Source organism: Enterobacter sp. KB-221C9, from assembly GCF_041320715.1.
Taxonomy (GTDB): Bacteria; Pseudomonadota; Gammaproteobacteria; order Enterobacterales; family Enterobacteriaceae; genus Enterobacter; species Enterobacter asburiae_D.
In genome coordinates, this window is sequence record NZ_JBGIWG010000009.1 from 151,988 (window position 1) to 172,762 (window position 20,775).

At 49.9% G+C, this 20,775-nt stretch carries 20 protein-coding genes and 2 pseudogenes; 13 read left to right on the forward strand and 9 right to left on the reverse strand.

Features of this window, described 5'->3' with window-relative positions; translation table 11 throughout:
- Positions 1-44 precede the first annotated feature (44 nt).
- The 3 genes from AB8846_RS15190 to AB8846_RS15200 all read right to left on the reverse strand — a co-directional run bounded on the left by AB8846_RS15190 (position 45) and on the right by AB8846_RS15200 (position 2,986).
- Positions 45-764: an RNA polymerase sigma factor FliA gene (locus AB8846_RS15190; RefSeq protein WP_014170714.1), complete on the reverse strand. Its 720-nt coding sequence runs from the start codon at positions 762-764 to the stop codon at positions 45-47.
- Between the two features lie 129 nt (positions 765-893).
- Entirely contained in the window at positions 894-2,099 is a 1,206-nt protein-coding gene (gene fliB / locus AB8846_RS15195; protein ID WP_370733057.1) for a flagellin lysine-N-methylase, read from the reverse strand.
- 62 nt (positions 2,100-2,161) lie between these two features.
- On the reverse strand, positions 2,162-2,986 hold the full coding sequence (locus AB8846_RS15200) for a flagellin (RefSeq protein ID WP_032658647.1): 825 nt from the start codon (positions 2,984-2,986) through the stop codon (positions 2,162-2,164).
- Between the two features lie 402 nt (positions 2,987-3,388).
- Between AB8846_RS15200 and fliD the strand changes: the two genes are divergently transcribed.
- Genes fliD through amyA form a run of 4 tightly spaced genes read left to right on the forward strand, consistent with a single transcriptional unit; the run spans position 3,389 to position 7,159 of the window.
- The gene (gene fliD, locus AB8846_RS15205) at positions 3,389-4,813 is read left to right on the forward strand and encodes a flagellar filament capping protein FliD (protein WP_063143660.1); all 1,425 of its coding nucleotides are present in this window, start codon (positions 3,389-3,391) and stop codon (positions 4,811-4,813) included.
- A 21-nt stretch (positions 4,814-4,834) separates the two neighbouring features.
- On the forward strand, positions 4,835-5,239 hold the full coding sequence (fliS, locus tag AB8846_RS15210) for a flagellar export chaperone FliS (RefSeq protein ID WP_023312296.1): 405 nt from the start codon (positions 4,835-4,837) through the stop codon (positions 5,237-5,239).
- Positions 5,240-5,245: 6 nt separating this feature from the next.
- Positions 5,246-5,620, forward strand: a complete 375-nt coding sequence (fliT, locus tag AB8846_RS15215) for a flagella biosynthesis regulatory protein FliT (protein ID WP_045908165.1) — start codon at positions 5,246-5,248, stop codon at positions 5,618-5,620.
- A gap of 51 nt (positions 5,621-5,671) precedes the next feature.
- Positions 5,672-7,159: an alpha-amylase gene (gene amyA / locus AB8846_RS15220; protein WP_370733072.1), complete on the forward strand. Its 1,488-nt coding sequence runs from the start codon at positions 5,672-5,674 to the stop codon at positions 7,157-7,159.
- Between the two features lie 93 nt (positions 7,160-7,252).
- On the opposite strand, the gene yedD is transcribed toward amyA, so the two are convergent.
- The 4 genes and pseudogenes from yedD to AB8846_RS15240 form a co-directional block, all read right to left on the reverse strand.
- A complete protein-coding gene (gene yedD, locus AB8846_RS15225) occupies positions 7,253-7,666 on the reverse strand; it encodes a lipoprotein YedD (protein ID WP_023336171.1) in 414 nt (137 codons plus the stop codon).
- A gap of 91 nt (positions 7,667-7,757) precedes the next feature.
- Positions 7,758-7,983: pseudogene (locus tag AB8846_RS15230) on the reverse strand (hypothetical protein).
- 95 nt (positions 7,984-8,078) lie between these two features.
- The gene (locus tag AB8846_RS15235) at positions 8,079-9,269 is read right to left on the reverse strand and encodes an acyltransferase family protein (protein WP_370733058.1); all 1,191 of its coding nucleotides are present in this window, start codon (positions 9,267-9,269) and stop codon (positions 8,079-8,081) included.
- 288 nt (positions 9,270-9,557) lie between these two features.
- Entirely contained in the window at positions 9,558-10,019 is a 462-nt protein-coding gene (locus AB8846_RS15240; RefSeq protein WP_370733074.1) for a hypothetical protein, read from the reverse strand.
- Between the two features lie 23 nt (positions 10,020-10,042).
- Here AB8846_RS15240 and AB8846_RS15245 point away from each other — a divergent pair.
- From AB8846_RS15245 to AB8846_RS15265, 5 genes and pseudogenes are all read left to right on the forward strand, one after another.
- Positions 10,043-10,238: pseudogene (locus AB8846_RS15245) on the forward strand (SOS response-associated peptidase); the annotation flags it as partial.
- A gap of 346 nt (positions 10,239-10,584) precedes the next feature.
- Positions 10,585-10,764 carry a hypothetical protein gene (locus AB8846_RS15250; protein WP_370733059.1) on the forward strand — a complete coding sequence of 60 codons (180 nt, stop codon included), beginning with the start codon at positions 10,585-10,587 and terminating at the stop codon, positions 10,762-10,764.
- A gap of 63 nt (positions 10,765-10,827) precedes the next feature.
- Positions 10,828-11,190, forward strand: coding sequence for a GtrA family protein (locus AB8846_RS15255; RefSeq protein ID WP_370733073.1), 363 nt, complete (start codon positions 10,828-10,830; stop codon positions 11,188-11,190).
- Complete coding sequence (locus AB8846_RS15260) at positions 11,187-12,098, forward strand: glycosyltransferase family 2 protein (protein WP_370733060.1); 912 nt, start codon at positions 11,187-11,189, stop codon at positions 12,096-12,098. Before AB8846_RS15255 ends, AB8846_RS15260 begins: the two co-directional genes overlap by 4 nt.
- Before the next feature lie 14 nt (positions 12,099-12,112).
- Entirely contained in the window at positions 12,113-13,585 is a 1,473-nt protein-coding gene (locus tag AB8846_RS15265; RefSeq protein ID WP_370733061.1) for a hypothetical protein, read from the forward strand.
- 137 nt (positions 13,586-13,722) lie between these two features.
- Here AB8846_RS15265 and AB8846_RS15270 read toward each other — a convergent pair whose 3' ends face one another.
- On the reverse strand, positions 13,723-14,694 hold the full coding sequence (locus tag AB8846_RS15270; RefSeq protein WP_370733062.1) for an acyltransferase: 972 nt from the start codon (positions 14,692-14,694) through the stop codon (positions 13,723-13,725).
- 792 nt (positions 14,695-15,486) lie between these two features.
- Positions 15,487-15,801, reverse strand: coding sequence for a flagellar hook-basal body complex protein FliE (gene fliE, locus AB8846_RS15275; RefSeq protein WP_008500329.1), 315 nt, complete (start codon positions 15,799-15,801; stop codon positions 15,487-15,489).
- Positions 15,802-16,029: 228 nt separating this feature from the next.
- Between fliE and fliF the strand changes: the two genes are divergently transcribed.
- Genes fliF through fliI form a run of 4 tightly spaced genes read left to right on the forward strand, consistent with a single transcriptional unit; the run spans position 16,030 to position 20,767 of the window.
- Positions 16,030-17,706 carry a flagellar basal-body MS-ring/collar protein FliF gene (gene fliF / locus AB8846_RS15280; protein ID WP_063143658.1) on the forward strand — a complete coding sequence of 559 codons (1,677 nt, stop codon included), beginning with the start codon at positions 16,030-16,032 and terminating at the stop codon, positions 17,704-17,706.
- Positions 17,699-18,697, forward strand: a complete 999-nt coding sequence (gene fliG / locus AB8846_RS15285; protein ID WP_063143657.1) for a flagellar motor switch protein FliG — start codon at positions 17,699-17,701, stop codon at positions 18,695-18,697. Before fliF ends, fliG begins: the two co-directional genes overlap by 8 nt.
- On the forward strand, positions 18,690-19,397 hold the full coding sequence (fliH, locus tag AB8846_RS15290) for a flagellar assembly protein FliH (RefSeq protein WP_331412001.1): 708 nt from the start codon (positions 18,690-18,692) through the stop codon (positions 19,395-19,397). Before fliG ends, fliH begins: the two co-directional genes overlap by 8 nt.
- Positions 19,397-20,767, forward strand: a complete 1,371-nt coding sequence (fliI, locus tag AB8846_RS15295) for a flagellar protein export ATPase FliI (protein ID WP_370733063.1) — start codon at positions 19,397-19,399, stop codon at positions 20,765-20,767. The genes fliH and fliI overlap by 1 nt, the downstream gene beginning before the upstream one ends.
- Positions 20,768-20,775 lie beyond the last annotated feature (8 nt).

The window sequence follows — 20,775 nt, forward strand, 5'->3', positions numbered from 1 at the left end:
GGTTGTCAATACGTTGTGCGGCATTTTTCAGGTGAATCAATCACCTATAACTTACCCAGCTTGGTTCGTAAGCGTTTAATGGCTTGGCTGTGCAGCTGGCTCACCCGCGACTCTCCCACCTCCAGAACAGCGCCAATCTCTTTGAGGTTAAGCTCTTCCTGGTAATAAAGGGTCAATACCAGCTGTTCGCGTTCAGGCAGAGCTTCGATAGCCTCCATGACGCGCTGGCGTAAATTCCCTTCCATTAAATGGTGTAACGGGTTTTCCTGCTGGTGCTCATCCGTCACCAGCTCGATGCTATCGCCATGCTCTTCTCGCCACTCGTCATAAGAGAAGAGTTGGCTATTATTGGTATCGAGCAACATCTGACGATACTCTTCAACAGCAATGCCAAGACGTTCCGCCACTTCGGTTTCCGTTGCGTTACGTCCCAGTTCCTGTTCCAGCTGCCCCATCGCATGCGCCACTTCGCGCGCGTTGCGGCGAACACTGCGCGGCACCCAGTCGCGGCTGCGCAGCTCGTCCAGCATCGCACCACGAATACGCTGAACTGCGTAAGTCGTAAATGCCGTTCCTTGCAGAGCGTCGTATCGGTCAACTGCATTCAATAACCCGATACCGCCCGCCTGTAGCAGATCGTCGAGTTCCACGCTCGCCGGCAAGCGCACCTGGAGGCGCAATGCTTCGTGACGCACCAGCGGGACATAACGCTGCCACAGCGAGTGTTTATCCATTACACCTTCAGCGGTATAGAGTGAATTCACGATAAACAGCCCTGCGTTAGTTGAGTTATCGGCATGATTATCCGATTCTGCAGGGCGTTCAATTGGATGAAAAAGGGGGATAAAGTGAGGTTATTCTGAGGTTGCCCACATCAGGGGCAACTTTTCTGCCTAAATTAACAGTTGTAACAATGAAAGATCGTCGCCGAGTTTGACGCTATCTATATGTTGATGAAAGAGCTTTCCCGCTTCCTGATTATGCTGGCTAAGGGAGTGGAAGCTGTAAATAACATCAATGATATTATCTTGTTCAATTTTTCCCGCCACGAGAGCCTGACCGGCAAGTAGCGTTTTAAGGAAATAGAACTCCGCGACGATTAAATAAAGGTTATTCAACATGCTGCGGCCATTGTTCTGCGGGAAGCCCTGCTCCCACAGTTTGTATTTAAAAAAGTTCTTAAATAAATGATCGTTGGTCGCCAGGTAACTGCCCGCCACATCGCGCCAGACGGACTCGATGTTCTCCATGACCTTCTCTGCCGGCACGGTGTCGCCAGCAGACTCAAACTGTTGATAAAGCTGAGTGAAATAACGGTTTAATACCGCACCGCCGCGGGCTGTCGCTTTCTTCGTAAAGTAGCTCTGAATGAGCGAAATTAACGCGAATTTCAGGCTGTAGTTCTGATTAAACCCGCCTAATTCCGTTTTGATTTTACCGCTCACCAGTTCGTTAACCAGCGAGAAATAGACCGTTTCGAGCGTGCCGATATTCTCTTCAAGATTATCGAGCTTTTCAGCCACCATGAGGAATTTCACCACGGCGTAAACCTGTTCTTCAACGCTAACCGCCTCAACGCTGAAAATATTCTGGCAGAAGAGATTGATGACCTTTGCCTTCAAATCAATCATCGGCGCATTATTGACGTCCTGCTGGACGCTGATGGATTCCATCATCGACATAGACTCCCGATCGTTCAACAGAAGTCGGGTCACTTCCGGACACGAGAGGTTCAGCGATTTTTCGATTTCATTTTTATAGACCCGGTTTGTCCGTGGAAACGACGAACAGGTTGGGCTTAAGGCCTGGGCGCCCATGGCGCTATGAATAGAACAGAGTTTTTCCGTATCCATAAACGGGCAGTTTTTACTTTCCGTATGGAAAATCACTTCGCCCCAGTGGCCATACTGTTTTTTAGTAACTTTTATCGCCGTTTTCGCCGTGTGACGAATCGCAGCATTTTTACTGTTCAGATAGCGATTAACGGAGGATTTATCAAACGCGATGGTCCAGCCCTGACAACAATGTTCACGGCATTCCCCACCGACACATGAAAAATCTGCGACCAGCTTTGGTTGAGTGACACTGATTTGTTTCACAGGCGGATTCTCAAATAGCAGAGATAAAAAAACCCCGCCGAAGCGGGGTTTCACGCGTAAAATTAACGCAGCAGAGACAGAACGGTCTGTGGAACCTGGTTTGCCTGAGACAGAACAGAAGTACCAGCCTGCTGCAGGATCTGCGCGCGGGACATGTTGGAAACTTCAGTTGCGTAGTCAGCGTCCTGGATACGGGACTGAGCAGCAGACAGGTTGTTAGAGGTGTTGTTCAGGTTGTTGATTGCAGAAGTGAAGCGGTTCTGCACAGCACCCAGGCCTGAACGTGCTTTATCAACGATTGCAATTGCATCGTCAATTGTTTTCAACTCGGTACCAGTCTGAGCTGTCAGGTCTACCGCTGCAACACCCAGAGTAGCGGTGTCAGCTTTAGCGCCGCTCAGGTCCAGGTTGATGGTGTCGCCGTCGTTTACGCCAACCTGAATTTTAACCACACCTGCAGCACCCGCAGAGCCGTCCAGCAGTTTGATGCCGTTGAAGTCAGTTTTGCTTGCAACACGGTTGATCTCAGCCAGACGAGCTTTAACTTCATCCTGCAGAGATGACAGGTCAGAGGTACTGTTAGTACCAGTACTTGCCTGAACAGCCAGTTCACGAACGCGCTGCAAGTTGTTGTTGATTTCGTTCAGGGAGCCTTCAGCAGTCTGCGCCATGGAGATACCATCGTTGGCGTTACGTGCGGCCTGGTTCATACCCTTGATCTGAGCGGTCATGCGGTTTGCAATTGCCTGGCCAGCAGCATCGTCTTTCGCGCTGTTAATACGCAGACCTGAAGACAGACGCTCAATAGCAGTGCCCAGAGAAGACTGAGATTTGTTCAGGTTGTTCTGAGTAGTCAGGGACATCAGGTTAGTATTGATAACTGCCATAATTTTCTTTCCTTCAAAAATTGGGTTTTAGGTCCGGTGCCTAACACTCACAGCGTCTCTCACCGTCAACAAGGTTATCGACGGGTCCCCAAAAGACTTTAGAATCAATTTTGAAAAAATTACAACTTACTGATTATTAATGGTTTTATTTTTAAAAAATCAATTAAGGTTCACGAGAGGTTTATTATTTACGCTTTTTTAACGCACAAAGAGATGACAAAAAAAGGCACACACTTATTCGTGTTTTCAAGGCACTGATAATGACACTAAAGTGCAATCCTTTCATTTACCCCGCCAGGACGCGTCTATTCTTTGGATTATTTTTTTCTCACCATCGTAAACTTTTACGCTGAGAGGCCGATAAGAGTCCTGAACTACTTTCGTATTTTAAGGAAAATATGCATGGCTACTATCAGTAACCTCGGGATAGGTTCTGCAGGACTCGGGGATTTATATAATCAGTTGGAAGCAGCAGAGAAAACCAAGCTGACGACGATTACTTCCCAGCAATCAACGTATAACGCACAGTTAAGCGCTTACGGCAAGCTGCAGAGCGCCATGACATCGCTGCAGACTGCGACCGCTGCACTGGGTAAAGCAACCACCTGGAACTCAACGTCCGTTAGCAGCACCAACACGGCCTTTACTGCTACAACAACGGCTGACGCGTCAGTAGGTTCCTTTGTTGTCAACGTCAACCAGGTTGCAAAGGCACAGGCGCTCACCACCGGCTCCTATGCTAACAACACGGATCTGCTGGGCGATACGACAGGTACAACGCGTAAAATCACCATCACCCAGCCGGGTACCAAAACGCCTTTAGAGGTGAACCTGGCAGATGGCGATACGTCGCTGGCCGGGATCGCGAGCGCGATTAATAAAGCCAACGGCAACGTCACCGCCAGCGTCATTAAAGCGAAAGACGGTGATTACCGCCTGATGCTGTCGTCAAAAACCACCGGTACGGATGGTGCGATGACGGTAAGCGTTACCGGCGACGCCAAGCTGCAAAGCGCCATTGGCTACGACTCAAGCACCAAAACGGGCGCGCTGACGGTGAACACCGACGCGCAGAACGCGATTGTGGTGGTGAACAACATCTCCATCGAGCGCCAGTCGAATACCATTACCGATGCGCTGCCTGGAGTCACCTTCTCGGTGAAAGCCGAAAGTAAAGCCGATGAAACCCTTGAGGTTTCACGCGCAACGGATGCGAACCAGAAGGCGATCACGGACTGGGTCACTGCATACAACTCGCTGCAGTCCACCATTAACAGCCTGACGAAGTATGTTGCGGTCGATGCAGGCGCTGGCGGCCAGTCCACCAGCAACGGCGCGCTGGTCGGTGATGCGAACGTGCGCGGGGTCCAGTCTCAACTGCGCGGCCTGCTAACCGAAGCACAAACCGGCTCGGTTCAGATCATGGCCCAGTTGGGGATTACCCAGGACCCGGTGAAAGGCGCGGACGGTACCGTCGGTAACCTGAAAGTCGATACCGATAAGCTGAAAAAAGTTCTTACTGACAACCCTGGCGCCGTACAGCAGTATTTTGTTGGTGACGGGAAAACCACCGGTCTGGCTACCCAGATGAACAATACGCTGACCAACATGCTCAGCACCAGTACCGGTAACGCCGGGGTGATCCAGAACGCGAAAGACGGGATCAACAAAACGCTGAAAACCCTGGGTGAACGTTACGATGCCATGGATGCCCAAATTGAAGCCACCATGGCGCGTTACAAAACCCAGTTTACCAGTCTGGACGTATTAGTCACCAAAATGACCAGTACAGCCAACTACCTGACCCAACAGTTCTCACAAAAGTAGTCGTAGCCTTCAGGAGTGGATATGTATAAGACCTCTGGTGTTCAATCCTATCAGCAGATAGGAGTAGAAAGCGCAGTCATGAATGCCAGTCCACACCAGCTGATTGTCATGTTGTTCGACGGGGCGCATAGCGCCCTTGTTCGCGCGCGTTTGTTCATGGAAGCCGGACAAATTCGTGAGAAAGGCGAAGCCTTATCCAAAGCCATTAACATCATCGACAACGGTTTAAAAGCAGGACTGAACATGGAGGTTGAGAGCGAATTGTCCGGTAATCTTGCCTCCTTGTACGAATATATGGTTCGACGTTTGTTGCTGGCGAATGTCAGTAACGACGTAGACGCAATTGTTGAAGTCGAGGGTTTATTAAACAACATTGCGGATGCGTGGAAGCAAATCGGCCCCAATGCGTCCTCTATTTCAGGATAATTTTTGATGAATAATCCCAGCGCAGCGCTTAGCCACTGGCAGGCGTTACATGCTCAGAGCATTGCTATGCTAAATCTCGCTCATTCTGGTCAATGGGATGCGCTTATCGAGCAGGAAATGCATTACGTACAACTGGTGGAAAGGATTTCTCAAACGCCCATCATGTCATGCCCTCCGGCTCAGGTTGAGCAAGCGCGTGCGCTGCTGGAAATGATCCTTGAAAATGAGAATGCGCTAAAGGCGCTGCTGAAGGTCCGCATGGACGAACTGCGCAGCCTGATTGATCAAACCGGTAAACAGCAATCCATCACGTCTACCTATGGAAAGCTGTCAGGGAATATTCTTTATCCAGAAAGTTTTACCCGCGACACACAACTATGATTTCTTCATCCATACTCCAGAAGTCTGTCAATGGCTTCTGGAGCAAGGATGATGAAAAACCCCACCCTGTTACAATGTTTTCACTGGTATTACCCTGCTGGCGGTGAATTGTGGCGAGAGGTCACGGCGTTAGCTCCCAATCTTAATGAAATCGGCATCAACATGATCTGGCTGCCGCCCGCCTATAAAGGTGCTTCCGGCGGGTATTCTGTTGGCTATGACTCCTATGACCTGTTCGATCTCGGCGAGTTTGACCAGAAAGGCAGTATTGCCACGAAATACGGCGACAAAGCGCAGCTGCTGGAGGCCATCGACGCCCTCAAAAGTAACGAAATTGCCGTGCTGCTGGACGTGGTGGTCAACCACAAAATGGGCGCCGATGAGAAGGAGTCTGTCCGCGTTCAGCGCGTGAACGAACAGGACCGCACGCAAATTGATGACGAGGTCATCGAGTGCGAAGCCTGGACTCGCTACACCTTCCCCGTCCGGGCCGGGCAGTATTCGCAGTTCATTTGGGATTACAAATGCTTCAGCGGCGTCGACCATATTGAAAACCCCGATGAAGACGGCATCTTTAAAATCGTCAACGACTACACCGGCGAAGGCTGGAACGATCAGGTTGATGATGAGATGGGTAACTTCGATTACCTGATGGGCGAAAATATCGACTTTCGCAATCACGCCGTGACCGAGGAGATAAAATACTGGGCCCGCTGGGTCATGGAACAGACGCGCTGCGACGGTTTTCGTCTGGACGCGGTGAAACACATTCCCGCCTGGTTTTACAAAGAGTGGATTGAGCACGTCCAGGAAGTCGCCGACCAGCCGCTGTTTATCGTGGCGGAATACTGGTCCCACGAGGTGGATAAACTTCAGGCCTATATTGACCAGGTTGAAGGCAAAACCATGCTGTTTGATGCCCCCCTGCAGATGAAATTCCACGAGGCGTCACGTCAGGGCCGGGATTACGACATGAGCCAAATCTTCACCGGTACCCTGGTGGAAGCCGATCCGTTTCATGCGGTCACCCTCGTCGCGAACCATGACACCCAGCCTTTGCAGGCGCTCGAAGCGCCGGTCGAAGCCTGGTTCAAGCCGCTGGCCTACGCGCTGATCCTGCTGCGGGAGAATGGCGTACCGAGCGTCTTTTATCCGGATCTCTTCGGCGCCAGCTATGACGACACGGGAGGAGACGGTGAAACGTACCATATTGATATGCCGGTCATTGAGCAGCTTCACGAGCTGATCCTCGCACGCCAGCGTTTTGCCCACGGCGTGCAGACGCTGTTTTTCGACCATCCTAACTGCATCGCCTTCAGCCGCAGCGGCACGGAAGACGATCCCGGCTGCGTGGTGGTGCTGTCGAACGGCGACGACGGTGAAAAGGTGATTTGCCTGGGGGAAAACTACGGCAACAAAACGTGGCGCGATTTTCTCGGCAATCGCGAAGAAACCATCACCACGGCGGCGGATGGCGAAGGGACGTTTACCTGTAACGGGGGGAGCGTCAGCGTTTGGGTAATAGAGGATGCGCTCTAGAAACAATGCCGGGTGGCGCTGACGCTTACCCGGCCTACAGGACGGTACTTTTGTAGGCCGGGTCAGGCGAAGCCGCCACCCGGCAACAAACGGCTACGGAAGCTTACTCTCCAGCGGATTCTTGCTCAGGTAATCCGCGCACTCAACCGTTGGGCGGTCGACCTTCTGCAGCTCCAGCCCGTCGTACTCAAGCACGGATCCATCGCGCTCCAGCGGATAGATATCGAGTTTACGCGTTACGTTGTAATAACTGTCTGAACGCAGCATGATTTTACCCGGCACGGCAATCACGCGCTGCCACTGACGGCAGTCCAGCGTATCGCCCTCCTCCGTCACCACCAGCGTGGCAATCGCCTTCGGGCTGACCATGTTGCTCTGCGGCCCTTTCGACTGCCAGTATCCCGCCAGATGCGCCGGGACAGGATGCTTGATCACGTCGTTATAGTTATCGACCTGAACGCACCCGGTCAGTGCCAGCAGCGCGCCAGCAATTGCTATTTTTTTCATCATCTTTCCTGCATTCGAAGAAAAAAATATTGTGGCATTAAAGCGCTGCGGCTGCCAGCGAAGATCGACAGGTCTTAAACCTGCATCCACATCAAACAATTTCCCTGTCATCGCTTGTCCTGTTCAGAGTGTGCGTGAGAACGCCGTGCACTTTCACATCGTCCAGAGCATCCCCCTCTATCGCCTCACTCTCTTCCGTTATCAGCGCCTGGCCATGGCGTTTCAATCACCCGGCAGTTGCCGTCGATGCCACACAGAGAATCGATGGTCAGTACCTCTTCAATGTAGTCTGTAGCTGGCGATGGAAATTCTCTGATACACTTCAAATAAATACTGCATGTATATACAGTTCAAATGTGTGCATGAAGAGATCAACTGACATCAACAATAAACCCGCCGAGGCGGGTTTATGTCACAGGGCGCTTGCTGGTGCTTTTCCAGTAACCATCTGTCCTTTAGATATAAACTTTCTCTCGATAAAGAGATAGGAAATAGTACTTAACGCTATTATCACTGGTATGGTAATCGCGATCGCGACATGAAATGAAAATCCAGACTTAATCATAGTTGAAAACAGAACTGTATAAGTAATACCATGCAGCAAGTACACGCTGAAGCTTATTGCCCCTAGCATTTTCATAGTTTTAAGCCTTAAAACACCAAATATGCAATTCCCACATGATACGATAAAGAATGTAATTCCAATTAAGATCGTTGGTATGTGTGAATAAGGTGCATCAAAACCATAAACACAAACACCAAGAGACGCAACAGCAATAACAGAGAATGCCGGTGATTTGAGCCTGATAATTAAGGCTGGATAGAATTTATACATGTGAGCACATGCTGCACCTATGATGAAGCAGAGAACATGAGCCTGTGCCCATCTGTTAATTCCAATACCAAACCAGTAGATAAATGCCATTACGCCAAACATCAACCATAACAGTAGAGAAGATGACTTTTTGGAAACCGCAAAGACTGACAGCACCGGGAGCATGAAATAAAACATCCACTCATATGATAGAGTCCAAAAAACCCCAGCAACTATGCTTTTACTTAATGGATATCCGTTGATATTCGGCGTACCAAAGAAATCAAACGTAAGCCAGTAAAAGGAGTCTCTGATGTAGGGGAACAATGTGAATGGTGTTTTTATTGTGGCTATAACGTAGGCAATAGAGAGGCATACCGTAACGAGATACAGAGGAACTATCCTAAAGAACCTCTTAATGTAAAACCCCCGCCAATTAACAGCATCAGAATTACCTAGTATCTTACCCCAGAACAAAAATGCCGTAATCATGAAGAAAACTGAGACGCTTCCCTTCCCCAGATAGTCGATGATTATTTGAGGATACCCTCCACCTATATAATCAATTGTCCATTTCCCATACTTTGCGTAGCCGAAAAAGAAAAAAGAATGGTGGATAGCGACTGACAAAGCCGCAAGCCCTCTTAACCCGTCAAGCGATTCATAGCGCCCATTATCAGCTACCTCTTCAGAGAAGCATTTCCCGGTGATTCTATACGCCACAGTCACGAAGAGGATGGCTACACCCGCAACCATTAAAAGGTTAAGTAAAACGTCCTGTTGCTCCATTCATTTAGCTCGTTGTGGGTCGTGATATTCCACGCAGTGTAGCATCCCGCAACTCTTCATTAAACGGTATACACCTGTTTTGCTTATATTCCTGTTGATGCAGAACCAATTTTTTGCACAGAAAGAATGTAGTTGTAGAAGGAGGCTGGCGTTGTGCCAAAGTTAATCCGAATCAGCCCTGAATCAGATGGAGATGCCTGAAACCCATCCAACGGCGGATTTACATATCCTGTAATTTCATCATACGGAGTATAGGCAAAGGTCACAGATACAGGCTGCAATGCGTCATTATTGCTGCTGCCCGGTGCTGCTTACCTGATCTACCCCACATGGTTTGATATGCAAAAGCTGTAAAGCCGGATTTTGACTTGTATCCACAGCGGTAAAGGAGACGGTCCTCCATCCGCGACCAACAAGACGGCCTATGTAAGTAAGCTCACCAGACGAAGCTTGAGCCCTTCCTGTTGCCACCGGGTATGGTGGAGTCTCAATGATATTTTTGGCTGTGTTTGACTTCACAACAGATTTGTTCAAGGACTGATTATTTCTTATGTCATTTTCATTAGACGGTGCAAGTGGCTCGCAGAGACTAATCTTTAAGCCAACAAACATACCTACGATACTGACTTTCGCGTATTCGCAATCCATGAAGAATGAGAATGTCTTCTTTTGCCCGTTGGCCGTGAATTTGCCTTTAATACGGTTAAGAATGCCAGATGTACTGGATGAGCTACTGTTTAATGCAGACACGCTATCAACGTAACCGATTTCAGCTGCACCTCGATCCTGTTTCAGAGGTTACGCGCCTGCGCCTGGGTGTTGGGATAAATCGCCACTGATTAATGCGCGCGACGAAACCGCAGCCACCAGCCGAATGCTCAAGCCTCTCTGGCAGCATGGCCGGTCTGACGGCCAATATTCATGGCAGCGATGGGCAGCATGCCGTTCGAACGAGGCGATGAAGCTGAAGAGCTCGAGAGAACGACAACCGGTTACCCTCTCAATTCTGGCTTGAACACCGTCTCGCATGATACGTAGAACGAATTCACATCACAGAGAGCAATAGTTTCACGTAATTCAGCTGGCCTGAAGAACTCCATGATGCATGCCTCGAACACTGTTTTTATATACAAAATTTTAACTGAGGTACTGATCAAGATTGTCAATTTATCTGTCGCGGCTAAATTGTCGCCGCTTCTAAGCTTCTATCGCTGTTGGGTTTGTTTGGTTTGTAAATTTTGAATGGAAACGATGTGATTGCTCAATTTGAAAACTACATGAAAGGGTTTTCGTCCGTAGAAACCGGGTGAATGCTATGCGTAACTACACCAACCAGGCGAATGTTACCAAGCGCATCTCCTTCAATGGCCTCACCATCATCAGTGATGAGCGCTTCCCCCTCCAGGCACGCACGCTGCTGACGACCGCAAAACCAGATGAGCAATGTTTCACCCCGCCAATTTACTGTATACGTACACAGCATCGTCAATATTGAGGGTCGATCAAGTGATCATCTAATGCTAAACTTCCGTCCTTTCAGAATTGACTGATTTTAATGATGTTAAAATTATTTAGTCGCTACATTTCAATAGGCGTGATTAACACTGCTCTGCACTGGGTATGCTTCGGCGCGCTTCTTCATTTCTTTGAAGCTACGCAGGCTGTTGCAAACGTGATCGCATTCTTCATTGCGGTTACGTTTAGTTTCTTCGCTAACGCAAGATGGACGTTCAAATCACAGGTAACATCAGGGCGCTATATTGCGTTCGTCACGTTCATGGGAATAATGGCTGGAATGACTGGATACATCGCTGATGCGATTAGCGCGCCGCCTCTTGTTACATTGGTAACGTTCTCAGGATTCAGTCTGATTGCCGGTTTTATATACTCAAAATTCATTGTCTTTAGGGATGCGAAATGAAAATTTCTCTGGTCGTACCTGTCTTTAATGAAGAGGAAGCTATTCCAATCTTCTACAAAACCGTGCGGGAATTCGAAGCGCTGCAGCAATATGATGTGGAAATAGTCTTCATAAATGATGGCAGTAAAGATGCGACAGAATCAATTATAAAAGCGCTTTCAATTGCTGACCCGCTTGTCGTGCCATTGTCATTCACAAGAAACTTTGGCAAAGAGCCTGCATTGTTCGCCGGGCTTGATCATGCGTCTGGCGAAGCAATTATCCCGATTGACGTCGACCTTCAGGATCCGATTGAAGTTATTCCTCACCTGATAGATAAGTGGCAGGCTGGGGCTGATATGGTTCTGGCAAAGCGCTCAGATCGTTCTACTGATGGCAGATTGAAGCGCAAGACTGCCGAGTGGTTCTATAAACTGCATAATAAAATCAGTACACCACAAATTGAAGAGAACGTCGGTGATTTCCGTCTGATGTCTCGAGAAGTTGTTGAGAACATCAAAAAGCTTCCTGAGCGGAATTTATTTATGAAAGGCGTACTGAGCTGGGTCGGTGGTAAAACTGACGTAATAGAATATTTCAGAGCGGAACGTGTTGCTGGTAGTTCAAAATTTAATGGTTGGAAACTTTGGAATCTGGCTCTAGAAGGGATTACAAGTTTCTCTACTTTCCCGCTACGCATGTGGTCTTACATAGGATTATTCGTTGCTGGAATAGCATTTGTCTATGGTTCATGGATGATTATCGACACCCTAGCGTTTGGTAATCCTGTTCGTGGTTACCCGTCTATATTAGTTTCAATACTTTTCCTTGGCGGAGTGCAGTTGATTGGGATCGGCGTTCTTGGGGAATACATTGGCAGGATTTATATTGAGGTCAAAAATCGCCCTCGGTATGTTTTGAAAAAGTGATTTTAGGAGGCGTTATGGCTGAAGAGAAAGGATTTATTCGAGAAAAAGCTGATGTAATATTCTATCTGTTTGTTTTTGCATCTGTTTTTGTGTTTTTCGGTTTCATTCATCCAACTACCATTTTTACTGGAGATGAGTGGTATAACCTTTCATTGGGGCGCAAAGCATGGCCTGAATGGCATGGTTTTAACCCAATTAAAGTTGTTCCTGAGGTATCTTTCCCACTGCTGATCAACGCCGCGTCCTTTACGCTGATGCCGCTTGGCCTAACATTTCTTGAGTCTGTTACATTTTTCACTGCTGCGTTAGTTGCGGTTATGGTTGTTGTCTATTTAAGGCAGTTCTATCTTTTTGCTATTGAAGTAATGGGCTGTTCACTGCATTCTGGGATAGTCGTATCCATCTTTCACTATTTGTGCTTGTTTGGGCTATTCAGGACTCTGAACGACAGCAAAAGCACATTTATGCTTTGGGAGCAAAACATAACATGCTATTACCATTACCTGCTTCCGGCGCTGATCAATGGAGCAGTCACGCTATATTTTCTTAGAAAAGGCAAAGAGTTAAAATCAATTCTGATGACAAGCCCTGTCATTTCTGGTTTTATCATTTTTTCAATTTATCTTGCTATCTTTTCAAATATTTTTTCGAGTGTCATTCTGGCTGTAACATGCGGATCAGTCATTCTTATTGAATTAATTAAGTCCAGATTCAAAATTGTTAGCACAGTTAAATCATATCCACTGCATGTAATTGTTTTAGTTCTGTGGTTTATCTCTACTGTCTTTGAAGCAAACGGCGGCCGCGCTGAAAGAATGGGCAAATCATCTCTTGATATTGCAGGTTCTATACTCAATGCAGCTGACCTTCTTTCTCAAATGAGTGGAGTGTTTATAGTTGTTATTGCTGTGGGGATGATAGCTTGTGCTATTTCCTGCACCTCTAGCATCAAGAATCAAACCAATAAATGCAAAGTCGTTGTAATATCATTGATCTCCTTGGTTATCATCTTCATTGCGTTAGTAATGATTAGTGCTAAAGCAAGCCCAGGATACATCGGAAAACCTGTCGTTATGTGGGGCGTTCTTATGTATATGATTGTGCTTTCTTCATTTGGCATTGCATCATTACTGGAACATAATTCTTCTGTTTACTTAACACCTATTGTATTATTGATACTTGTTAACGCCTGTACAAGTCAAAACCATTCATTAAAAGATCCGCAGAATAATGGCCTTACTTACAAGAAAGCTAATGCCGTTACTCAGGATATGATAACGCAGGTTGAAAATGCAGTAGCTGAAAACAAAAGAGAAATGATACTGTACGTTCCATTTAGTAAGGATGCAGATAACTGGCCTATTCCAGTAACAAGAGGCAGGGAGATATCATGGACATTAAAATCAAATGGTGTAATAGATAGAAACATAAGCATTAAAATTCAGCCAGACAGAGAAAAGAACAAACAGTTCGATATTAATTTTTAGGATTGCGCCCCGTATGGGGCGCAATTTACACTCTAATCGGCACTGATCAAGTTAACGCCCCAGTACTGCTCGATATGCTACCGCTTACGCTAAGCTTAAGCGGTAGAAAAACCTATCTGAACTGCCTTCGTTGTTATTTACTTCACACTGATTCCATTCAGTTTTCGGTATGTTATCGGTAAAGTTGTCTTAGCTACCATGAGTACAGCAATTGATAAAATAAAGCTAATTATTAACTTTAGCATAGAGTTGTTAGCAATATACTGACCAACATCATGCATGAGAATATAGAGTATCAAAGGGTGTAAGAGATACACACCGAGGGAATAATCCCTACCAATTTTTGAGAAAATATTTTCGTCAATTTTCGTATTTACGCATAGGCTGAGCAGTGCTATGCATACTGGGGTTGCAAACAAAGGGAATTGTCTTTCAATCATGTCAGCGTTATATATTTTGCCGAGCACATATACTTCACCAACCATCAATACAATACCCAAAATGATGATAGATACTGCAACGCTGTTTGAAATTCTATTTAGGACATTGTTCTTAGCAAAGTAATAACCAAGATAAACAAGTGAAAAGGCTATTAATGTTCTCAATGCGTAGAAAATATAGATATCATAATGGAGTGACTTTGCAAGATCTCCATACCAGCAAGCTAATAAAATTGCTACTGAGGAGAATAAAGAAAACTTTACGCTACAATTTTTAATAAAGTAGTTGGTCAATATTACACCAAGAATGAGTGCATTAATAAACCATAAATGGAAGAAAGTTCCGCCATGCAACGTATCATTGGATAGCACTTTCCCGGCTACCCGCCAAATGTCACCTTGAACCATTCTATAAAGGATCGGTATATAGAGAACTGATGACCAGAAAAGAATACTTACAAGCTTGTTGATCTTTTTGCCAAGATCCTCATGTGCAGAAGCTCCCATAAGGTAACCGGAGGCGAGAAAAAAGAAAGGAAGCGCCCATCTTGAAGATGCCCTGAAAAGTTCACCAAAAGGCTGAGGTAACTCCGGGTAGTTACCCACGTGAACGACTATGATGAAGAAACAGGCCAACAGTTTGGCCGCATCCAGTGCGTTATTGCGCATTTTTTGTCCGTAGTGCAGTTTATCTTGGGTTATGAATACGAAATGGTACAAAGAGAGTGTAAATTACGCAATAAAGTTGTGGGCTAAGTTTGAGTTGATAGACACGATAAAACAATTGCTTGGCATAAGTGATTAATGCAAATGGTAGAAAAACTGGCCAGAGTATACGCTGGAGAACAGGAGAAACATTGGTGATTAGCTCGGGCTTGGCGGTAAGTTGATGATATCTGAATTAAGTCCTTCAAATTTAAAACAGGAGATTTCACGTTCCGCTTCCTTTCGACTGTTAGCGATAATAATCTTGTGTAAAATCAGGCCAGACTAAATATTAAAAAACTGAAGATGGTTATATTTTCTCCGTAGCGGATCTCTAGCAGGATGTTAAAGGAGAGAGTGATATTGATTCACTCAAAGAAGTAATTGTTATAGCAAAAAGATTATCAGAAATATTTTGATTGGCGGAGACAGGCTGGTTTCTACGTTGACGCAGGTAGACCTGTTGAATGTCAGAAAGGAATTGCTCACCGGTTATCTTACTCTGAAGACAAGGCAAAAAAACACCGATTCGCCATGCTTAGGTGCAACTAACTCGCCTGGGGTAAGCAGTAACAGGTTGAGGTAAAACTGCGCGAGTATGACCGTACCGATGTGCATCCGTGCACATTCGTGTTCAACTCGCAGATCGCATCACGTAATGGCCGTGCCGGGATTCTCTAGTGAGTTTTCTCCATCCATGCCCCACACCGTGGGATCGAATGGTTATTAACTCCGAATATCATTAGGTTAAATAGCCTAAACCTGCATCCCCATCACTTCCTGATACGCCGACACCAGCTTGTTACGCACCTGGATCCCCATCTGCAGGGAAACCGAGGCTTTTTGCAAATCGGTCATCACATCATTCAGCGCCACGCCCGGCTCACCGAGGGTGAATTTCTCAGCCTGAGTGCGCGCTGCGGTCTGGGTATCACTGATACGGTCAAGAGCGGCATGCAGTTGCCCTGCGAAGCTGATGCTCGGCTGCTGATCTGCCACATTCTGATTACGGGCCGTCATCGCCGTTGCCTGCAACTGACTGATTACCCCTTCAATGCCCTGTATAGCCATGACTCTCCCCTGGATGGTTTTTTACGCGGTCAAGACTAACAGCTTGTCAATAAGATAATGGCGGTAAATAGCATGAAAAAACCAGGTTATTTGACGCATAGAAAATCACGAATCATCAAATAATGGCAGGGCCATCAATATGGAACTTTTGTCGTGTTTGCCGACCCGGGAGTCAGTTTTGTTTCTCTACACGAATAACGTAAACCACCAGGATTTAAGAGGTGCGCAATGAGTGCAACAGCATCGACAGCGCCGCAGAATAAATCACTCGAGTGGATGAACCGCCTTCGCGCGAATCCTAAAATCCCGTTGATCGTGGCAGGCGCTGCCGCAATTGCGATCCTTGTAGCGATGGTCCTGTGGGCGAAAAGCCCTGATTACCGGACGCTCTACAGTAACCTTTCCGATCAGGATGGCGGCGCCATCGTCACCCAGCTTACCCAGATGAACATCCCTTATCGCTTTGCCGATAATGGCGGTGCGCTTGAGGTACCGGCAGATAAGGTGCACGAACTGCGTCTGCGTCTGGCTCAGCAGGGGCTGCCAAAAGGCGGCGCGGTGGGCTTTGAGCTGCTGGATCAGGAAAAATTCGGTATCAGCCAGTTCAGCGAGCAGGTGAACTACCAGCGTGCGCTGGAAGGTGAACTGGCCCGCACCATTGAAACATTAGGCCCGGTGAAGAGTGCCCGCGTGCACCTGGCGATGCCTAAACCTTCTTTATTTGTCCGTGAACAGAAATCACCTTCGGCTTCCGTTACCGTGAACCTCCAACCTGGCCGCGCGCTGGACGAAGGGCAAATCAGCGCGGTGACGCACCTCGTCTCCAGCGCCGTCGCCGGCCTGCCGCCGGGTAATGTGACGCTGGTTGACCAAAGCGGTCACCTGCTGACGCAATCCAATACTGCCGGTCGCGATCTGAATGATGCGCAGCTGAAGTATGCCTCCGATGTCGAAAACCGCCTCCAGCGCCGTATTGAAGCCATCCTCGGCCCGGTCGTGGGTAACAGCAACGTGCACGCGCAGGTTACCGCGCAGATCGACTTCGCGAATAAAGAACAGACTGAAGAACAATACAGCCCGAACGGCGATGCGGCTCAGGCGGTGATGCGTTCACGCCAGATCAATTCGAACGAGCAGGTCGGCGGTGCGTACCCGGGCGGCGTGCCGGGCGCGCTGTCTAACCAACCGGCCCCGGCTAACGCGGCGCCGATTTCGACGCCTCCGGCCAATCAGCAGAACGGTCAGCAAAATCAGCAAACCACCTCGACGGCCAATAACACCGGTCCGCGCACCAGCAGTCGTAACGAAACCACGAACTACGAAGTGGATCGGACCATTCGCCACACTAAACTGAACGTGGGCGATATTCAGCGTCTGTCTGTTGCTGTGGTGGTGAACTACAAAACGCTGGCGGATGGCAAACCGCTGCCGCTGACCGCCGAGCAGATGAAGCAGATTGAAAACCTGACCCGTGAAGCGATGGGTTACTCCGAGAAGCGCGGCGATACCCTCAATGTGGTGAACTCACCGTTCAACTCGGTTGAAGAGACCGGCGGTGAACTGCCGTTCTGGCAACAGCAGGCGTTTATCGATCAGCTGATGTCCGCAGGACGCTGGCTGCTGGTGCTGATTGTCGCGTGGCTGCTGTGGCGTAAGGGCGTTCGTCCGCAGCTTCAGCGTCGTGCTGAAGCCGAAAAAGCGGCTCGCGAACAGATGTCTACGCGCCAGGAAACGGAAGAAGCGGTTGAAGTTCGCCTCAGTAAAGATGAACAGATGCAGCAGCGTCGTGCTAACCAGCGCATGGGCGCTGAGGTTATGAGCCAGCGCATTCGCGAAATGTCAGATAACGATCCGCGCGTCGTGGCGCTGGTCATCCGCCAGTGGATGGGTAACGAACATGAGTAATACGCTTACGGGCACCGATAAAAGCGTCATCCTGTTGATGACCATTGGCGAAGATCGCGCGGCAGAGGTGTTTAAACACCTCTCCCAGCGTGAAGTGCAAATTCTCAGTGCGGCCATGGCCAGCGTGCGTCAAATCTCCAATAAACAGCTGACCGAAGTGCTGTCGGAATTTGAACAGGAAGCCGAACAGTTTGCCGCACTCAACGTCAACGCCAACGACTACCTGCGTTCCGTGCTGGTCAAGGCGCTGGGCGAGGAGCGTGCTGCGAGCCTGCTGGAAGATATTCTGGAAACGCGCGATACCGCCAGCGGTATCGAAACGCTTAACTTTATGGAACCGCAGAGTGCCGCCGACCTTATTCGCGACGAGCACCCGCAGATTATCGCCACCATCCTTGTCCACCTCAAACGTGGCCAGGCGGCCGATATTCTGGCGCTGTTCGAAGAGCGCCTTCGCCACGATGTGATGCTGCGTATCGCCACCTTCGGCGGCGTCCAGCCGGCCGCGCTGGCGGAGCTGACCGAAGTGCTGAACAACCTGCTCGACGGTCAGAACCTCAAGCGCAGCAAAATGGGCGGCGTGAGAACGGCGGCGGAAATCATCAACCTGATGAAAACGCAGCAGGAAGAGGCCGTCATTACGGCGGTTCGCGAATTCGACGGCGAGCTGGCACAAAAAATCATCGACGAGATGTTCCTGTTCGAAAACCTCGTGGAAGTGGACGACCGCAGCATCCAGCGCCTGCTCCAGGAAGTGGATTCCGAGTCGCTGCTTATCGCCCTCAAAGGTGCCGAGCAGCCGCTGCGCGAGAAGTTCCTGCGCAACATGTCTCAGCGTGCGGCCGATATCCTGCGCGACGACCTTGCCAACCGCGGCCCGGTTCGTCTGTCTCAGGTGGAAAACGAACAGAAAGCCATTCTGCTTATCGTTCGTCGTCTGGCGGAAACCGGCGAGATGGTGATTGGCAGCGGAGACGACACCTATGTCTAATGAGCTGCCGTGGAAGCGCTGGACGCCGGACGATCTGGCCCCTCCCCTTTCCGAGTTCACGCCAGCCGTGATACCGACCGAGGAGCGCGATCCGGACGTCGAGCAGCCCGAGCTGAGCGAAGAGGAACAGCAGGCACAGATGCTGGCTCAGCTGCAAATGCAGGCGCACGAGCAGGGCTACAATGCCGGTCTGAACGAAGGTCGGCAGAAAGGCCATGAGCTGGGGTATCAGGAAGGTCTGTCAAAAGGGCTAGAGCACGGTATCGATCAGGCGCGCCAGCAGCAGGCGCCGATCCATGCCCGCATGCAGCAGCTGGTCAGCGAGTTTCAGCACACGCTGGACGCGCTGGACAGCGTGATTGCCTCGCGACTGATGCAGATGGCGCTGGAAGCCGCGCGTCAGGTTATCGGCCAGACGCCCGTGGTGGATAACACTGCGCTGATCAAACAAATTCAGGGTCTGCTTCAGCAGGAGCCGCTGTTCAGCGGGAAGCCTCAGCTGCGCGTCCACCCGGACGATCTGCAGCGCGTTGAAGAAAGCCTGGGGGCGACGCTAAACCTGCACGGCTGGCGTCTGCGCGGCGACCCGTCGCTACATCACGGCGGCTGCAAAGTCTCTGCCGATGAAGGTGACCTGGATGCCAGCGTTGCCACCCGCTGGCAGGAACTGTGCCGCCTGGCGGCACCGGGAGTCGTCTGATGACTGTGCGCCTCACCCGCTGGCTCACCACGCTCGACAACTTTGAGACGAAGATGGCGCAACTGCCGTCCGTTCGTCGTTATGGACGCCTGACGCGCGCCACCGGTCTGGTACTGGAGGCCACTGGCCTGCAGCTTCCGCTGGGCGCGACCTGCGTCATTGAGCGTCAGGATGGTCTGGAAACGCGTGAAGTTGAAAGCGAAGTGGTTGGATTTAACGGCCAGCGTCTGTTCCTGATGCCGCTTGAAGAGGTGGAAGGCATTCTGCCCGGCGCGCGCGTCTATGCCAAAAACATTTCTGGCGACGGGCTGCAAAGCGGGAAACAGCTGCCGCTTGGCCCTGCCCTGCTGGGCCGCGTGCTGGACGGCAGCGGGAAACCGCTCGACGGTCTGCCCTCCCCGGACACCACCGAAACCGGCGCGCTGATCACCCAACCGTTCAACCCCCTACAGCGTACCCCTATCGAACACGTGCTGGACACCGGCGTGCGCCCGATTAACGCCCTGCTGACCGTGGGACGTGGACAGCGTATGGGCCTGTTCGCCGGGTCAGGCGTGGGCAAGTCCGTCCTGCTCGGCATGATGGCGCGCTACACCCAGGCCGATGTGATCGTCGTGGGGCTGATTGGCGAACGTGGTCGTGAAGTAAAAGACTTTATTGAAAACATTCTGGGTGCGGAAGGCCGCGCCCGTTCGGTGGTTATCGCCGCGCCGGCGGACGTGTCGCCGCTGCTGCGTATGCAGGGTGCGGCGTATGCCACCCGTATTGCCGAAGATTTCCGGGACCGCGGCAAACACGTGCTGCTGATCATGGATTCCCTGACCCGCTACGCGATGGCGCAGCGTGAAATCGCGCTGGCCATCGGTGAGCCACCGGCGACCAAAGGCTACCCGCCTTCGGTCTTTGCCAAGCTCCCTGCCCTGGTTGAGCGCGCGGGGAACGGCATCAGCGGCGGCGGATCCATCACCGCGTTCTATACGGTACTGACGGAAGGCGATGACCAGCAGGACCCGATTGCCGACTCCGCGCGCGCGATCCTTGACGGTCATATCGTGCTGTCGCGTCGTCTGGCCGAAGCCGGGCACTATCCGGCCATTGATATTGAAGCCTCTATCAGCCGCGCAATGACGGCGCTGATAACCGAGAAGCACTACGCCCGCGTGCGTAACTTCAAACAACTCCTCTCCAGCTTCCAGCGCAACCGCGATCTGGTCAGCGTGGGGGCGTATGCCAAAGGCAGCGACCCGATGCTCGACAAAGCGATTAGCCTGTGGCCGCAGCTGGAGGCATTTTTGCAACAGGGCATTTTTGAACGCGCCGACTGGGAAGATTCAATTCAGGCACTGGAGCTGATATTCCCGCAGGTGTAACACAGGTG

Bases quoted from the DNA above. Each gene is read 5' to 3' on its own strand.
- AB8846_RS15265 (WP_370733061.1), top strand. From the start codon at position 12,113: ATGGCTGAAGAGAAAGGATTTATTCGAGAAAAAGCTGATGTAATATTC.
- fliS (WP_023312296.1), top strand. From the start codon at position 4,835: ATGTATAAGACCTCTGGTGTTCAATCCTATCAGCAGATAGGAGTAGAA.
- AB8846_RS15260 (WP_370733060.1), top strand. From the start codon at position 11,187: ATGAAAATTTCTCTGGTCGTACCTGTCTTTAATGAAGAGGAAGCTATT.
- AB8846_RS15250 (WP_370733059.1), top strand. From the start codon at position 10,585: ATGCGTAACTACACCAACCAGGCGAATGTTACCAAGCGCATCTCCTTC.
- fliH (WP_331412001.1), top strand. From the start codon at position 18,690: ATGTCTAATGAGCTGCCGTGGAAGCGCTGGACGCCGGACGATCTGGCC.
- AB8846_RS15235 (WP_370733058.1), bottom strand. From the start codon at position 9,269: ATGGAGCAACAGGACGTTTTACTTAACCTTTTAATGGTTGCGGGTGTA.
- fliD (WP_063143660.1), top strand. From the start codon at position 3,389: ATGGCTACTATCAGTAACCTCGGGATAGGTTCTGCAGGACTCGGGGAT.
- AB8846_RS15200 (WP_032658647.1), bottom strand. From the start codon at position 2,986: ATGGCAGTTATCAATACTAACCTGATGTCCCTGACTACTCAGAACAAC.
- fliT (WP_045908165.1), top strand. From the start codon at position 5,246: ATGAATAATCCCAGCGCAGCGCTTAGCCACTGGCAGGCGTTACATGCT.
- AB8846_RS15255 (WP_370733073.1), top strand. From the start codon at position 10,828: ATGTTAAAATTATTTAGTCGCTACATTTCAATAGGCGTGATTAACACT.
- fliF (WP_063143658.1), top strand. From the start codon at position 16,030: ATGAGTGCAACAGCATCGACAGCGCCGCAGAATAAATCACTCGAGTGG.
- fliG (WP_063143657.1), top strand. From the start codon at position 17,699: ATGAGTAATACGCTTACGGGCACCGATAAAAGCGTCATCCTGTTGATG.
- fliE (WP_008500329.1), bottom strand. From the start codon at position 15,801: ATGGCTATACAGGGCATTGAAGGGGTAATCAGTCAGTTGCAGGCAACG.
- fliI (WP_370733063.1), top strand. From the start codon at position 19,397: ATGACTGTGCGCCTCACCCGCTGGCTCACCACGCTCGACAACTTTGAG.
- yedD (WP_023336171.1), bottom strand. From the start codon at position 7,666: ATGAAAAAAATAGCAATTGCTGGCGCGCTGCTGGCACTGACCGGGTGC.
- AB8846_RS15270 (WP_370733062.1), bottom strand. From the start codon at position 14,694: ATGCGCAATAACGCACTGGATGCGGCCAAACTGTTGGCCTGTTTCTTC.
- amyA (WP_370733072.1), top strand. From the start codon at position 5,672: ATGAAAAACCCCACCCTGTTACAATGTTTTCACTGGTATTACCCTGCT.